Source organism: Aggregatibacter sp. HMT-949, from assembly GCF_041734645.1.
Lineage (GTDB): Bacteria > Pseudomonadota > Gammaproteobacteria > Enterobacterales > Pasteurellaceae > Rodentibacter.
Window position 1 is genome coordinate 1,410,806 of record NZ_CP162010.1, and the last position, 16,585, is coordinate 1,427,390.

The following is a 16,585-nucleotide window of genomic DNA, read 5'->3' on the forward strand; positions in this document are numbered from 1 at the left end:
ATGCGCCCGAATAATCGAGAAAATAACCAACCGCGTTCGATCAAAATTACCCGTAATTACACCAAACACGCCGAAGGCTCGGTATTAGTGGAATTCGGCGATACTAAAGTGCTTTGCACCGCCACAGTGGAAGATACGGTTCCACGTTTCTTAAAAGGTCAAGGACAAGGCTGGGTAACGGCGGAATATGGCATGTTACCGCGCTCCACTCATAGCCGTATGCAACGCGAAGCGGCAAAAGGCAAACAAGGCGGGCGCACCATGGAAATTCAGCGCTTAATCGCCCGCTCTTTACGCGCAATGGTAGATTTGCAAGCACTCGGCGAACGCGCAATTACCTTAGATTGTGACGTGATTCAAGCGGATGGTGGTACGCGCACCGCATCCATTACCGGTGCGGCGGTGGCGTTGTACGATGCGATTCATGCTTTAATCGCCGACGGTACGCTTAAAACCAATCCGATTAAAGGTTTGGTTTCAGCGGTTTCGGTCGGCATTGTTAATGGCGAAGCGGTGTGTGATTTGGAATATGAGGAAGATTCTGCCGCAGAAACCGATATGAACGTTGTCATGATGGAAGACGGCCGCATGATTGAAGTGCAAGGCACGGCGGAAGGTGAGCCGTTCAGCCATGAAGAATTACTGACTTTATTGGATTTAGCCAAACAAGGCTGCAAACAGATTTTTGCCGCGCAACGCAAAGCATTGGGTTTATAAGGATTAAAAATGGAACAATATAAACGCGATTTTATTGAATTCGCCTTGAACCGAAACGTGTTGAAATTCGGCGAATTCACCTTGAAATCCGGTCGTAAAAGCCCGTATTTTTTCAATGCGGGCTTATTTAATACTGGTGCGGACTTAGCCCGCTTGGGCGAATTTTATGCCGCCGCCATTGCCTCCAATGCGGTGCTGTTTGACGTGGTCTTTGGGCCGGCTTACAAAGGCATTCCCATCGGCACCACGGTTTCCGTGGCATTATTTAACCGCTACGGCGTGGATAAACCGGTTTGCTTTAACCGCAAAGAAACCAAAGATCACGGCGAAGGCGGCAATTTAATCGGTAGCCCGTTACAAGGCAAAATTTTATTGGTGGACGATGTTATCACAGCCGGCACGGCGATTCGTGAATCCATGGAATTAATCGACGCAAACAATGCCGAACTGGCTGCCGTGTTGATTGCGTTAAACCGTAAAGAACGCGGCAAAGGCAAACTTTCGGCGATTCAGGAAGTGGAGCGCGATTATCAATGCCGCGTATTGTCGATTATTGATTTAGACGATTTAATGCAGTTTATCGAACAAGATCCACGATATACCGCGCATCTTCCGGCAATGCGTGCCTATCGCGCTGAATTCGGCGTATAAACTTGAGAAATGGATTTTGGGCGCCATTATAAACAAATCTTGTTATTGCAAGCGGGCTTTAAAAACGATTGGATTTTTAACCGCACTTTAAATTGAGGAAAGAATGAATTTTATCGGAAAAATTTTAGGCGTATTTATCGGTTGGAAAATAGGCGGCTTTTTCGGCGCCATCGCCGGGCTGATTTTGGGCTCCATTGCAGATAAAAAGCTGTACGAACTGGGTGCCGTCAATTCCAGCTTCTTTAAACGCAAAACGACCCGTCAGGATTTGTTTATGCAAACCACTTTCGCGGTGTTAGGGCATTTGAGCAAATCCAAAGGGCGCGTGACGGAAGAAGACATTCAACTGGCCAATCAATTAATGGCGCAAATGAAACTGGACGATGCCGGCCGCAAACTAGCGCAAGAAGCCTTCCGTCGCGGCAAAGAAGCGGATTTCCCAATTCGTCAGGTGATTCGCGAATTTCGTATCGGTTGCGGGCAACGGGCAGATTTATTGCGGATGTTCTTGCATGTGCAAGTGCAAGCGGCGTTTGCCGATTCACAGTTACACGAAGGTGAAAAAGAAGTACTTTATGTGATTGCCGAAGAATTGGGCTTATCGCGTATGCAATTTGAGCAAATGATCGCCATGGAAATGGCCGCGCGGGCGTTTACGCAAGGCGGTTTCTACCGGCAATCTCAGCAAGGCGCATACCAACAACGCGGCGGTTATGAATATCAACAAAGCAGCGGCTATCAACAATCTTCCGGCCCGACCTTAAACGACGCGTACAAGGTTTTAGGCGTGAGCGATGCCGACGACCAACAAACCGTGAAACGCGCGTATCGTCGCTTAATGAACGAACATCATCCGGACAAATTGGTGGCGAAAGGCCTGCCGCCGGAAATGATGGAAATGGCGAAAGAAAAAGCACAACAAATTCAAGCGGCTTACGATTTAATTTGTAAAGCGAAAGGCTGGAAATAAGCCGTGCGCGTGCTGCTTGCGCCGATGCAGGGCGTGCTTGATCCTTTTGTGCGCCAACTTCTCACCGAAGTGAACGACTACGATTTATGCATTACGGAATTTGTCCGCGTGGTCGATCAACTTCTCCCCGAAAAAGTGTTTTATCGCTTATGCCCTGAACTTAAAAATCAGGGCTTCACCCCTTCCGGCACGCCGGTGCGCGTCCAATTACTCGGCCAACATCCCGATTATCTTGCCGAGAATGCGAACCGCGCCCTTGAACTCGGTTCGCACGGCATTGATTTGAACTGCGGTTGCCCGTCAAAAACCGTCAACGGCAGCAACGGCGGTGCGGCGCTATTGAAACAACCCGAATTGATTTATCGCGCCGTCCGTGCGTTGCGCAATGCGGTGCCGAAAACGCAGTCCGTTAGTGTCAAAGTGCGGTTAGGTTGGGACGATATTTCGCAAGCCTTTGAAATCGCCGATGCGGTACAACAAGGCGGCGCCACAGAAATCACCGTGCATGGGCGAACGAAAACGGACGGTTATCGTGCCGATCGCATTAATTGGCCGAAAATCGGCGAAGTGCGTGCTCGATTATCCATTCCCGTTATCGCCAACGGCGAAATTTGGCGATGGCAAGACGGGCAGGATTGTTTAAAACAAACGGGTTGCGACGATTTAATGGTCGGCCGCGGCGCGCTCAATATCCCGAATTTAAGCCGTGTGCTAAAACAAAATATCGCCAAAATGCCTTGGACGGAGATTCAAAAGATCCTACAAAAATACGCCGAAATGGAAAATTTCCATGATTCCGGTTTTTATCACGTCGCCCGAGTTAAGCAGTGGTTGCGTTATTTGAATAAAGAATATGATGAAGCAAATCAGGTGTTTGAGAGAATTAAAACGAGCCAAACGGCGGAAGAGTTACGCGCGCGATTGCGTCTTATGGCTTAGAATGATAAAAGCGCAATTGAGATTTGGATTGCAACGCTGGCCTAACATAAACATTTCACTTGCCCGCCAGGCGTATCCTTAATCTAAAGATGAATTGGTTATCCAAAATAGCACCGCATTGGAGCCGGAGTTAATGATAATTTAGGGAGCAGAATTAAAATGCGGTGAATTTTCACCGCATTTTTGTTTAGAGTTGAATATTTCCATCGTAAATATGAACAGCATCGCCCGTCATATAAAGCGGATGGCCTTCGCCTTGCCATTCAATGATAAGGCTGCCGCCCGGTAAATCCACTTGCACTTTACTGTCTAATAAGCCTTGCATGATACCCACTGCCGCTGCTGCACAAGCGCCGCTGCCGCAGGCTTGGGTTTCGCCGGCACCGCGTTCGTACACGCGCAGTTTGATGTGACCGCGATTGAGAATTTGCATAAAACCCGCATTTACCCGTTCGGGGAAACGTTCGTGGTTTTCCAGCAGTGGCCCGAGTTGCTCTACCTTTGCCGTGCAAATATCTTCCACTTGCACCACACAATGCGGGTTGCCCATGGATACTGCGCCACACAGGACGGTTTGGATTTCGGTACGCAAAATGTAATTTTTTTCGAATTTATTGGCGCTAAAAGGAATTTTTGCCGGTTCCCAAATGGGTTCACCCATATTAACGCGAACTTGCCCGTCGTCTTTCACGGTTAAAATCATTTTGCCTTTTTGCGTGCTCACCGAAATGTCTTTTTTGTCGATTAAACCTTTTAGTCTCACAAAGCGGGCAAAACAACGCGCACCGTTACCGCATTGGGACACTTCGCTACCATCGGCATTAAAAATACGATAATGAAAATCAAGTTCGGGATCATAAGGCGGTTCGACAATCAGAAGTTGATCAAACCCGATGCCGCGGTGGCGATCGGAAAGACGTTTGATGATTTCGGGCGTGAAATACACGTTTTGCGTAATGGCGTCCACCACCACAAAATCATTGCCTAAACCGTGCATCTTGGAAAACTGCATTTCCTGTCCTTAATTCTTAAAAAATGATTGCTCGGCATTATAGTGAGCAAGCAGCGGAATGGCAAATGAGCAAGACGTCGGTGGTTGAAAGAAAAAACGACGCTTAACCGGTCGAGGTGTAAGTTATTTCGGCCGTTTTGCCGAACGCTTAAAATAGCACCGCATTGGAACTGCTCCCAATGCGGTGCTGATTGAGTAAGTCGTTATATCGATCTAAAAATTACATCCACGCATTGTTACGAATAATGCCTACCGCAATGCCTTCGATTTCAAAATGCGGTTGCTCTTCCAAATTCACCACAATCGGTTGAAATTCTTCGTTTTCGGCATGCAGATAAATCACCGAACCTTTGCGTTCCAAACGTTTTACCGTAACTTCATCTTCGATGCGCGCAACCACGATTTGTCCATTGCGCACGTCCTTAGTGCTGTGTACCGCCAGCAAATCGCCGTCCAATATACCGATATTTTTCATGGATTGCCCATACACTTTAAGCAAGAAATCCGCTTGCGGTTTGAACATATCCGCATCCACGCGATAGGTTCCTTCGATGTGTTGTTCAGCAAGAATTGGCTCTCCGGCGGCGACGCGACCGATAAGAGGCAAACCTTCGGGCGCTTCATTGGCACTGTCGTCAGTTAAAATGCGAATACCGCGCGATGCACCCGAAATAATTTCAATCGCGCCTTTACGCGCAAGCGCTTTTAAGTGCTCTTCCGCCGCATTCGGTGATTTGAAGCCCAATTCGCGCGAAATTTCGGCGCGCGTCGGTGGCATACCGGTGGTTTCCAAATGCCGTTTCAGCAAATCCAGCACTTCTTGTTGCCTGTTTGTTAGGGGTTTCATGTTCACTCCTGTTGTTTTATACAGAAATAGTGTTATTATATACAGACCAAATATGGTTGCAACCGTTATTTATCGATGAAGAAAAATTTTTATAAGCGCACTGGTCTAATGTGCTAAAATGCCGGCGACTTTTTTATAACAAAAGAGAACATCATTATGTCAAGTATCGTGAATGCCTATCGCAAATTATTAGAATTTCCTTTGTCGTTCTTGGTCAAAAATAACCCTATCCCAGCCCATCCCGCAGAAGAACTTGCACTCAACCTTTCCCAACCCATCGTTTATGTTCTGCCTTATACTTCGCAGACGGATTTTGTCATTTTCCGTCGTAATTGTTTGAACGTCGGATTACCCGATCCAGCCGAAAATAATGATATTCACGGCACACGCTTACCGCGTTATATCTATTTGGATGAAGGACGTCGCTTTTTTAAGTCGAAAGGTGCAAAAGACGAAACCATTCAAGCGTTCAATAAATATTTGGAATTACACCGCACTTTTGCCGACTTAGACGTCCAAATGGTGCCAGTTTCCGTACTTTGGGGACGTTCACCGGGCAAAGAAGATAAAGCCGGTTTACCGAACTTGCGCTTATTAAACGGCATGCAAAAAACCTTCGCCGCCATTTGGTTCGGTCGCGATACTTTCGTGCGTTTTTCCCAAGCGGTTTCTTTACGTTATATGGCAAACGAACACGGTGCCGATGAAAAAATGGCGCAAAAATTAGCGCGGGTGGCAAAAATGCACTTTGCACGCCAACGTATTTCCGCTACCGGCCCGCGTTTACCGAATCGCGAGGCAATGTTTAACAAATTGTTACAATCCACCGCGATTCGTGCCGCAATTGATGACGAAGCGAAAAGCAAAAATATCAGCCGCGAAAAAGCGGAAAAAGAAGCCTATAAAATTTTGGATGAAATTGCCGCAGACGTGAGTCATTCCAGCCTGCGCGCGGCAGATCGCTTTTTGCGTTGGTTATGGAATAAACTGTATTCCGGCATTAACGTACAAAATGCCGATCGCGTGCGTAAATTGGCACTTGAAGGGCATGAAATCGTCTATGTACCTTGTCATCGCAGCCACATCGACTATTTATTACTTTCCTACGTGCTTTATCATCAAGGCTTGGTACCGCCGCACATTGCCGCGGGGATCAACTTAAATTTCTGGCCGGTGGGACGACTTTTCCGTAGCTGGGGCGCGTTTTTTATTCGCCGTACGTTTAAAGGGAATCGTCTTTATTCAGCGATTTTCCGCGAATATTTGGCAGAACTTTTCCATCGTGGTTATTCCGTGGAATATTTTATCGAAGGCGGTCGTTCGCGCACCGGTCGTTTGCTTGCTCCCAAAACCGGAATGATGTCGATGACCTTACAAGCGTTGCAACATAACCAAACTCGTCCGATTTCCGTGGTGCCGGTGTATGTAGGCTATGAACATGTATTGGAAGTAGATACCTACGCGAAAGAATTACGCGGTGCGGCGAAAGAAAAAGAAAACGCCGGTTTAGTGATTCGCGTGATCAAAAAATTACGCAATTTAGGTCAAGGATTCGTTAATTTCGGTGAGCCGATTACCTTATCCAATTACCTTAATCAGCATTTCCCGGAATGGAAAGAGCAACATCATGAAGAGAAGCCGCAATGGTTTAATCAAGCGGTAGATGCGGTATCCAACCAAGTAATGATAAACATCAACAAAGCCGCCGCCGTCAATGCAATGAATCTTGTCGGCACCGCATTACTTTCTTCCCGTCAGCGTGCGCTTTCTCGCGAACAATTGCTTGAGCAACTCGGCAGTTACCAACAAATGTTGCGAAATGCGCCTTATTCCGAAGATATGCTGAGTCCAACCGATACACCAAAAGCCATGTTAGAACATGTGTTAAGCCTGGATCGAGTCGGCGTGTTGGTGGAAAAAGATAATTTCGGCGAAATTGTTCGCTTGGAACGCGCTTCTGCCGTGTTGATGACTTATTACCGTAACAACATTCAACACGCTTTCGTATTGCCGTCTTTAGTGGCAAGCATCGTATTGCATTATGAAGCGATTCAAAAAGATTTATTGTTGGATGCTGTGAGCAAAATTTATCCGTTCTTGCAAGGCGAATTGTTCTTACATTTCAATCGAGATGAACTAAAAGCACAAATCAGCAAAATTATTGATGAATTTACCCGCCAAGAAGTGATTCATTCCAGCGAAAACTTGCTTTCAATCAATCGACCGAAAGTTCGCATCTTGCAGCTCTGGTCCGCCGGTGTGCGTGAAATTTTGCAACGTTACTACATTACCGTAAGCATTTTGCAAAGAGAACCGCAAATTTCTCGCGCCTTATTGGAAAAAGAAAGCCAATTGGTGGCGCAACGTCTTTCCGTGTTGCATGGCATTAACGCACCGGAATTCTTCGATAAAGCGGTGTTCTCGACCTTCATCGCGAATTTGAAAGACGAAGGTTACTTCGATGAACAAGGCAACGGCCATCTTGAGCATTTAAACGCGCTCGCCTCGATTCTTGATCATCTCATTTCTTCCGAAATCAGCCTCACCATTCGCGGCACGATGGAAAAAACGGAAAACCCGGAATAATTTGTCACAAAAAACTGACAAACAAAAACAGCACCGCATTGGAAGAAGTTTCAATGCGGTGCTGTTTTATGACCTTAATTCCGGCTTTGCGATAGCTACGTCATTCGGATAAATTGCTACAAATCGGGTTGCTTGCGTTAATCATCGACATGATCTTGTTCAACTTCATTTTCAAGCTCTTGGGAAGATTTGCCGTTAATGAAATAGCCATTTTCATTTTTTTCAAGTTTCAACACATAATTATCGTTGTCCACCACAAAGGCTTGCGATAATTCACCTTGCGGTTTCACACTTTCTCGGAATAATTGCCAAAATGGGCTTTGCGCTTTAATGGTATTAGTCTTTTCATCAGCGTCGTCGATTAACGCCTTATTAACGGCAAGGTTGAGAGAGCCCTCAACATGATTGAACAAGAAGTTGTGAATATCCGTTTTTTGTTTTTCCTCCAATGCTTTGTTTAGCACACCGTCAGCGTTTAATTCAATCGGATAGGCTTTGGTTTCAGGATAAGTATTGAGCAAGGCGGTTAACGTGGCGCCATCTACGCTTAAGTCTGGTGCTTTCAATTGATTTTCATCGTATTGATTACGCGTTTCTTGAGTTAAATAAACCTCACAGAGTGACTTGAAGAGATTCCGGCAAAATGCACCTTGAAGATAGCTTTTATAATGCTGTAGTCGCACCGGCAATGAAACCGCAGCCTCTTCGAATTGCATGCCCTCGGAAGGCAGTGCAAGTCTTTTCGCATTTACACGAATATTTCCATTATATTGTTCATCTTCCAACGCTTCACTTTGCAAATGAAATTGAACGTCCTCCAGATCCAGCACCGCATTGGCATCGTTAAATGCTTGTAGCGCTGCACTGAATTCTGCGCTGCCGTGAAATTCCCTCGCCCATTTTTCTTTCAACTTCAATAATTCTTTATTATCTTTCGTCGGAGGCGTTTCAACGGATAAAGAATCTAAAAAGAATGGAATCAAAGCAAGTTCATTGCTCAAATTATAAGCATTCAATTTCCCCGAAAAATATCCGCCACTCGCCTTCCATTTCAAACCTTCGCCTTCTTGCATTTGTTTTACGCTTTCCACCTTCAGGGAAAAATCTAAATTTGCATTGGTGAGATCGCGATTATCCAATTTGACTATCACCTCGCCATTTTGCAGATTGAAATATGGTTGCTGATTTTTCGGTGCGTTTACCGAAAGTACGGAAAGTTTGCTATCGAAGGAATCGTTTTGCGTCAATAAGATCACAAGCCAGTTGATTCCGGCTTTTAGGTTTTGATTTTTTAGTTCAAGCTTTTTAAATTCATCGTAAAAATTGATCGAACTAGCCACACCATACTGGTTAACAGTGAGATTTAATCCGCCGAACGTAGTTTGGCTTTCTTCGGTAATACGGTTTTTATTGGAAATTCGTAAAATATCGCTGCTAAATTTGGTATTAAGATTACGTTTAGCCTGATTATTCTCATCATTTTTGCGACTAAAAACATAAGTGGCATTTTTAAGTTGAAGACGCGTATTTTCACCATTTAACAACACAAGCTCGGCATTTTCTGCCATAAATTCCGCATCGACCAAGTCATATTGTCGGCTACTGACCGGCAGGAGTCGAATCCGGCCTTCAATTTTTTCTACTCGGCTTTCTTTATCATAATTGAACCCGCTTAAACGGGTTTTCAGCTCTATTTCATTATCGTTAAGAAAATTTAACGACATCGTCATTTGCTGCGGTTTATTGGCAAAATCACGAAATTCCATTGAAATATCCGACTGTAAATAATCGCCTACCGGAGAAAATTTACTGTTAATCGTATTTTTATCCAACGCAATATTTAAGCTTTTGTTAAGCCGACGAACGAACTGATCCGATAATTTAGATTCGGCTGTAATAAAAAAAGGCAGCGCGGTAAGTTTGGCGGAAATGATATCGCTCGCCGCACCATCGCTATCTTGCACACTGAACGTGAGCTCGCGACTTAAAAAATTTTTGTTACTTTCCGTTACATTTAATATTGCCTGATTATCTAAAGAATACGGGAAATTCTGCAACAGCTGATCTACTTTATAGTTGGTATAAAACTGTGCGCCCATGCCGACAAACGCAATCAAGGCGGTGAGAGTTAAAGTGATTTTTTTTCTTTTAGTCATACTATCTTCCGAGCAACATAAAATCGCAATAATAAATCGAACAGAAAAATTGACCGCGCTCTCCGGAAAAAGCGCGGTCGATATCAGAGACGTTTTTAGCCTAAAATTTTATCTAATTCTTGGCTTACGGCTTCTACTTTTTGCGTACCATCCAAACGGAAATATTGCGTGTTACCTGCTTTTGCTTCGGCTTGGTAATAATCTACCAGCGGTTGCGTTTGTTTATGATAAACCGCTAAACGATCTAACACGGTTTCCGGTTTATCATCGGCACGGATAATTAAATCTTCGCCGGTTACATCGTCTTTGCCTTCCACTTTCGGTGGGTTATAAACGATATGATAAGAACGGCCGGATGCTTGGTGTACGCGGCGACCGCTCATGCGTTCAACAATCACTTCATCCGGTACGTCGAATTCTAAAACATAGTCGATTTTCACACCGGAATCTTTCAATGCATCCGCTTGAGGAATCGTGCGCGGAAAGCCATCTAACAGAAAACCATTAGCACAGTCAGGTTGTGCAATGCGGTCTTTTACCAACGCAACGGTTAATTCGTCGGGAACCAACTTACCTTCATCCATCAACGCTTTCGCTTGTTTGCCCAATGCGGTGCCCGCTTTGATTGCCGCGCGGAACATATCGCCCGTTGAAATTTGCGGAATACCGAATTTGTTCATTATAAATTGCGCTTGCGTACCTTTGCCTGCTCCCGGCGCGCCTAAAAGAATAATTTTCATAGAAATCTCCATTAATCAATCGGATAAATAAAACCCGGCTAAGATACTGATAAAGCGAAGTGCGGTCAAATTTTTTATGGCCTTTTCCGTAAAATTTGACCGCACTTTAATCGTATGAGCGATGCGGAATTTTTTAGGGGCTGACGTAGATTAGCAGTTAGGCTAGGCTACGAAAATGCAGATAACCAATTGTAAATTAAGCAAGAGAGTTCAAAAGAAACTACTTGAATTTTTTGTACTCCAAGTTACCGCCCGTTCCGCTGCCGATATTTTGGGCATTCAGCCCAACTCCGCTATTCTGTTCTACCGCAAAATTAGTATGGTTATCAGCCATTATCTGGCCTTGGTTGCCGATGAGGTTTTTGAGGGCCCTGTCGAGTTGGACGAAAGCTATTTCGGCGGATAGCGTAAAGGCAGACATGGTCGCGGCGCGGCAGGAAAAGTGGTTATCTTTGGCATTCTGAAACGCAACGGACGGGTCTATACCGTTGTCGTAGATAATGCCAAGTCTGATACTTTGATGCCTGTTATCAAACAGAAAATCATGCCGGACAGCATTGTTTACACGGATAGCCTGAGCAGCTATGACAAGCTGGACGTGACCGGTTTCATCCATTACCGCATCAACCATTTCAAGGAATTTGCCGACCGTCAGAACCACATTAACGGCATTGAGAATTTTTGGAATCAGGCAAAACGTGTCTTGCGCAAATACAACGGAATTGATCGCAAATCCTTCCCGCTGTTCTTGAAAGAATGCGAATTTCGGTTTAACTTCGGCACACCGTCTCAACAGCTTAAAATTCTGCGGGATTGGTGTGGAATTTAGGGCTAACCTACGTCAGCCCCATTTTTTATGCGACCCAAAGCAGCACCGCTAATAATTGCGGCGAAATAATTCGCAAGAACATGACGAGAGGGTAAACCGTCGCATATGAAAGCGAAGCGGCGCCGTTGTCTTCTTTCATTTCATTGGCGAAAGCGAGCGCGGGAGGATCGGTCATAGAACCGGCAAGTAAGCCGCAGATACTTAAATAGTTCAATTTGGCGTAAAGACGGGCAATAACACCGACAATCATTAACGGAACAAAGGTGATGAAAATACCGTAGCCCATCCATTCAAGACCGGAACCGTTCACTAACGTATCGATAAAATTACCGCCCGATTTTAATCCGACTACCGCCAAGAAAAGCACGATGCCGATTTCACGTAATGCCAAGTTCGCACTTGGTGGCATAAACCAGTAAAGTTTACCGATGCTACCGATTCGGGCAAGAATAAGCGCAACGACTAGCGGTCCACCGGCCAAACCGAGTTTGAGGGCGACAGGAAAACCGGGAATATAAAACGGAATAGAGCCGAATAATACCCCCAATCCAATCCCGATAAACACCGGTAACATTTGTACTTGCAGGAGTTTTTGTTGTGCATTGCCAATCACCGAAATGGCTTGATTCAATACATCGGTGCGGCCGACCATATGCAACACATCACCGAACTGCAAAGAGGTATCGCCGCTTGGAACCAGTTCTACGCCGGCCCGATTTAAACGGGAAATCACCACGCCATATTTGGAATGTACGTTAAGAGCACGAATTTTCTTGCCCAGTACCTTTTCGTTAGTCACCACCACGCGTTCAGCTCGAATTTCCCCGCTGGCGGAAAGTACCGGCATATCCACTTCTTCACCGATAACAAGTCGCATTTTTCTTAATGCATGATCATCGCCAACCAAATGAAGCACGTCATCCAGATGAATTTCCGTATCCGCTTTCGGCACGATGACATTTTCGCCACGCTTTAAGCGGGAACATACGACATCCTCTTCCTCAAAACCGGGAATTTCAAGCAAACCTAAACCGTCTAAATTATGGTTGGTCACTTTCACGGAAATAGTATGCAAACTTTCTTTGTCATAACCGCTTTCTTGATTAAAACGATTAGCTTCCTCGTCAATTTTGATTTTAAAAAACAAGCGAATCAACCACATAACCAGTAAAATTCCGCAAATCCCGAAAGGATAAGCCATCGCGTAAGCCATCCCCATGGTTGACGTGGCATGGCTTAAACCGAGTTCCGTTAAAATTTGTTGTCCCGCACCAAGCGAAGGCGTATTGGTAATCGCACCGGAATAAATCCCCAAAGCGATGTCCAGCGGTACGCCAATGGCTTTGGTGAGTACGACAACAGAAACCGACCCCAACACCACGATTAAGATTGCTAACCCGTTGAGCTTTAAGCCCGATTTTCGCAAAGAGGCAAAAAATCCGGGGCCAACTTGAATCCCAATGGTATAAACGAACAAAATTAAACCGAATTCTTGAATAAAATGTAGTGTGTGAGAATCAAGAGTAATTCCGTATTGGTTGGTAAAATGGGCAACAATAATACCGCCGAACAACACCCCACCGATGCCTAAACCCACTCCTTTAATCTTCCAATGTCCAATCCATAAACCTATCACGGCAACGAGGGCAAGAAGACTAATGGTGATTGCAATATCACTCATAGTAACCTCTTTATAACTAAATTTAGCTAGGCGAAATTATAACAAGTTGATTTTTTAAAACCTGAAGGAAACAGAAAAAATGATAACTTCATCACATTTTTTCTTGCTTAATCATAATCACCGCCTAAAATTAGGCCGCATCGCTTAACGCGGTGCTTAACGACTTCGCTGCTATGGCAAAACAAGTTTAATAGGTTGTTTTTGTGGCGGCATTTTTTGTTTTACGGATAAATTTATGGATTACGGACAAGAAGCGATAACTTCTCTCCTTTGGGTGCTACAAACCTTAGCGATTACCGCATTGATCTTTAGCTTCGGTATTTTTTTATTAGTACGTTTTAGCCGTTGGGGCAAACAATTTTGGCAATTCGCCGGCGGTTATCTATCACCGAAACGAAGCGTTAAACCATTGTTGTTTTTCTTACTAATCGTAGCGCTGACCTTGGTGAGCGTGCGCATTAGCTTGGTGTATTCGGAATGGTACAACAATATGTACACTTCGCTGCAAGAATTTAACCAAGCGGTATTTTGGCAACAAATGGGGTTATTTTGCGTCATCGCAGCCTGTGCGGTATCCACCTCATTAGCAAGTTATTACATCGAACAACGCTTTATCATCAGCTGGATCACTTGGCTTAATGATGAATTAACCAATAAATGGATGACAAACCGCGCCTATTACAAAACGCAATATTTATCCGCCAATCTGGATAACCCCGATCAACGTATTCAACAAGACGTTCAATCTTACGTAAAAACCACGCTTTCTCTAAGCACCGGCGTAATTGATGCAGTCACATCAATGATTTCCTACACTATTTTATTGTGGGGCTTGGCGGGACCGATGCTGCTGTTTGGCGTAGAAATTCCGCATATGATGGTGTTCTTAGTCTTCGCTTACGTCATTTTTACCACGTTAATCGCCTTCTGGCTCGGTCGCCCGTTAATTCATTTGAATTTTGCTAACGAACGGCTTAACGCAAACTATCGTTATTCCCTCATTCGCGTTAAAGAATACGCCGAAAGCATTGCTTTTTACGCCGGCGAAAAAGTGGAACAAAACCAACTTTATCGCCAATTTCGCGCGGTCATTAACAACATGTGGAATATCGTGTTCAGAACGCTGAAATTTTCCGGTTTCAACTTAATCGTCAGCCAAATTTCGGTAGTTTTTCCATTATTAATTCAGGTCGGTCGCTATTTTGAAAAGCAAATCAAACTGGGCGATTTAATGCAAACCTTGCAGGTATTCGGCAAGCTGCATACCAATCTGTCTTTTTTCCGTAATAGTTACGATACTTTCGCCGGCTACAAAGCCACACTCGATCGTTTAACCGGCTTCACTTATGCCATCGACATGGCTAATCGCGAATCGGAAACGGATATTCGAAACAGCGAAAACGAAGTGATTTTCAAAGGCTTGAGCATTAAAAATCCGTTCGGTCGCACGTTAATCAATAACGTCAATCTTACTTTGCCGCAAGGGGCAAGCTTGCTGATTCAAGGCGATTCCGGTGTTGGCAAAACCACTTTATTACGTACGGCTGCAGGACTTTGGTCTTATTCGCAGGGAACCGTATATTGTCCACTGGATTCGCAACTTTTCCTTGCTCAGAAAAACTATTTGCCGCAGGGTGATTTGAGCACCGCATTGGCCTATCCGAAAAATTCAGCAGACATCGACCGCCCCTTGGCGGAAGAGATTTTGCGCAAAGTTCAACTTGGGCATTTAATCGAACGCTTGGAACAAGAACAAGACTGGACGCGCATTCTTTCTCTCGGTGAACAACAACGCTTGGCGTTCGGCCGCCTGTTGTTGCATAAACCCAAAGTCGCCTTTTTGGACGAAGCGACAGCCAGTATGGATGAAGGTTTGGAAGACGCCATGTATCGCCTATTAAAATCGGAACTACCGAATATGACCCTCATCAGCGTAGGACATCGTTCCACATTAAAACGCTATCACCATCAACAACTGCAAATTTTTGCCGACGGCAGTTGGGCGCTCAATGAAATTTAGGCATGACCGCATGATCAACACCGCCTAATTAAGGATCAAAAATAGCACCGCATTGAAGCCGCGTCCAATGCGGTGCTATTTTAGCAATAACGCCAAAATGCGCGCTCTTTATTCCAAAAATCATTCGATGAGCGTCACGTCAACCCGTTGCCGCTTGCTATGCTAACTGCAAAAACGCTCGTGCGTTTTCCGTGCTAAAAAAGCCGTAATCCTTGTAAAAGTGCTGTTATCGTCAGCGATTTTTTGGTACATTTAGCGCAATTTTTTTGCGTTCGACAACGAACAACTTTTCAACCAGCTAAATTTAACGGAATCATTATGTTATTCAAAAAAATTCGTGGTTTATTTTCAAACGATCTCTCCATCGACTTAGGTACCGCAAACACCCTTATTTATGTAAAAGGACAAGGTATCGTATTAGACGAACCCTCCGTGGTGGCCATTCGCCAAGACCGCGTAGGTGCGCTCAAAAGTATTGCGGCGGTGGGTAAAGAAGCGAAACAAATGTTAGGCCGCACACCAAAAAGCATCGTCGCAATTCGTCCGATGAAAGACGGTGTCATCGCCGACTTTTTCGTCACCGAAAAAATGTTGCAATATTTCATCAAACAAGTGCATAGCGGCAACTTTATGCGTCCGAGCCCGCGCGTATTAGTCTGTGTACCGGCGGGCGCCACCCAAGTGGAACGTCGCGCCATCAAAGAATCGGCTATCGGCGCCGGTGCACGCGAAGTGTATTTAATTGAAGAACCGATGGCTGCGGCAATCGGTGCCAAACTGCCGGTTTCCACCGCAGTAGGTTCAATGGTAATCGACATCGGCGGCGGTACCACGGAAGTGGCGGTAATTTCCTTAAATGGCGTCGTCTATTCTTCTTCTGTGCGTATCGGCGGCGACCGTTTCGACGAAGCGATCATTTCTTATGTGCGCCGCACATTCGGCTCGGTGATCGGCGAACCGACGGCAGAACGCATCAAACAAGAAATTGGCACCGCATTCATCCAAGACGGCGATGAAATTAAAGAAATGGAAGTACACGGCCATAATCTCGCCGAAGGCGCGCCGCGTTCTTTCAAACTCACTTCCCGAGACGTATTGGAAGCGATTCAACAACCGTTAAACGGTATTGTCGCCGCGGTGCGCACCGCATTGGAAGAATGCCAACCGGAACATGCCGCCGATATTTTTGAGCGTGGTATGGTGTTAACCGGCGGTGGCGCTTTATTACGTAATATTGATGTGTTACTTGCTCACGAATCCGGTGTACCGACCATCATCGCAGAAGATCCGCTCACTTGCGTAGCGCGCGGCGGCGGCGAAGCGCTAGGAATGATCGATATGCATGGCGGCGATATTTTTAGCGATGAAATCTAATTTATCATCAATCAAAGTGCGGTTAAATTAAACCGCACTTTTGTTTTGAGCATTTAGGAACTG

At 45.2% G+C, this 16,585-nt stretch carries 12 protein-coding genes and 1 pseudogene; 8 read left to right on the forward strand and 5 right to left on the reverse strand.

The window, feature by feature from the left end; all coding sequences use genetic code 11:
- The 4 genes from rph to dusC all read left to right on the forward strand — a co-directional run bounded on the left by rph (position 1) and on the right by dusC (position 3,277).
- Positions 1-717 (forward strand): ribonuclease PH, encoded by a 717-nt coding sequence (rph, locus tag AB3F25_RS06555; protein WP_373603062.1) that lies wholly within the window; start codon positions 1-3, stop codon positions 715-717.
- 9 nt (positions 718-726) lie between these two features.
- The gene (gene pyrE / locus AB3F25_RS06560) at positions 727-1,368 is read left to right on the forward strand and encodes an orotate phosphoribosyltransferase (RefSeq protein ID WP_373603063.1); all 642 of its coding nucleotides are present in this window, start codon (positions 727-729) and stop codon (positions 1,366-1,368) included.
- 103 nt (positions 1,369-1,471) lie between these two features.
- Positions 1,472-2,338: a co-chaperone DjlA gene (gene djlA, locus AB3F25_RS06565; RefSeq protein ID WP_373603064.1), complete on the forward strand. Its 867-nt coding sequence runs from the start codon at positions 1,472-1,474 to the stop codon at positions 2,336-2,338.
- 3 nt (positions 2,339-2,341) lie between these two features.
- Positions 2,342-3,277 carry a tRNA dihydrouridine(16) synthase DusC gene (gene dusC / locus AB3F25_RS06570; protein ID WP_373603065.1) on the forward strand — a complete coding sequence of 312 codons (936 nt, stop codon included), beginning with the start codon at positions 2,342-2,344 and terminating at the stop codon, positions 3,275-3,277.
- Between the two features lie 187 nt (positions 3,278-3,464).
- Here dusC and dapF read toward each other — a convergent pair whose 3' ends face one another.
- The gene (gene dapF / locus AB3F25_RS06575; protein WP_373603066.1) at positions 3,465-4,289 is read right to left on the reverse strand and encodes a diaminopimelate epimerase; all 825 of its coding nucleotides are present in this window, start codon (positions 4,287-4,289) and stop codon (positions 3,465-3,467) included.
- Between the two features lie 220 nt (positions 4,290-4,509).
- A complete protein-coding gene (gene lexA / locus AB3F25_RS06580) occupies positions 4,510-5,136 on the reverse strand; it encodes a transcriptional repressor LexA (RefSeq protein WP_373603067.1) in 627 nt (208 codons plus the stop codon).
- Positions 5,137-5,292: 156 nt separating this feature from the next.
- Between lexA and plsB the strand changes: the two genes are divergently transcribed.
- Positions 5,293-7,722: a glycerol-3-phosphate 1-O-acyltransferase PlsB gene (gene plsB / locus AB3F25_RS06585; protein WP_373603068.1), complete on the forward strand. Its 2,430-nt coding sequence runs from the start codon at positions 5,293-5,295 to the stop codon at positions 7,720-7,722.
- A 137-nt stretch (positions 7,723-7,859) separates the two neighbouring features.
- Here the strand turns inward: plsB and AB3F25_RS06590 are convergent, their stop codons facing one another.
- Both AB3F25_RS06590 and adk read right to left on the reverse strand, forming a co-directional pair.
- Positions 7,860-9,878, reverse strand: coding sequence for a hypothetical protein (locus AB3F25_RS06590; RefSeq protein ID WP_373603069.1), 2,019 nt, complete (start codon positions 9,876-9,878; stop codon positions 7,860-7,862).
- A gap of 95 nt (positions 9,879-9,973) precedes the next feature.
- A complete protein-coding gene (gene adk, locus AB3F25_RS06595) occupies positions 9,974-10,618 on the reverse strand; it encodes an adenylate kinase (RefSeq protein ID WP_373603070.1) in 645 nt (214 codons plus the stop codon).
- A 175-nt stretch (positions 10,619-10,793) separates the two neighbouring features.
- On the opposite strand from adk, the pseudogene AB3F25_RS06600 reads away from it, so the two are divergent.
- A pseudogene (locus tag AB3F25_RS06600) lies at positions 10,794-11,447 on the forward strand (IS1595 family transposase).
- 25 nt (positions 11,448-11,472) lie between these two features.
- On the opposite strand, the gene AB3F25_RS06605 reads toward AB3F25_RS06600, so the two are convergent.
- Positions 11,473-13,128: a putative transporter gene (locus tag AB3F25_RS06605; protein WP_373603071.1), complete on the reverse strand. Its 1,656-nt coding sequence runs from the start codon at positions 13,126-13,128 to the stop codon at positions 11,473-11,475.
- Between the two features lie 235 nt (positions 13,129-13,363).
- Here AB3F25_RS06605 and AB3F25_RS06610 point away from each other — a divergent pair, with 235 nt between their 5' ends.
- Together AB3F25_RS06610 and AB3F25_RS06615 are read left to right on the forward strand one after the other, a co-directional pair.
- Complete coding sequence (locus tag AB3F25_RS06610; RefSeq protein WP_373603072.1) at positions 13,364-15,148, forward strand: ABC transporter ATP-binding protein/permease; 1,785 nt, start codon at positions 13,364-13,366, stop codon at positions 15,146-15,148.
- Between the two features lie 318 nt (positions 15,149-15,466).
- Positions 15,467-16,522: a rod shape-determining protein gene (locus AB3F25_RS06615; protein ID WP_373603073.1), complete on the forward strand. Its 1,056-nt coding sequence runs from the start codon at positions 15,467-15,469 to the stop codon at positions 16,520-16,522.
- The last annotated feature ends 63 nt before the right edge of the window (positions 16,523-16,585 follow it).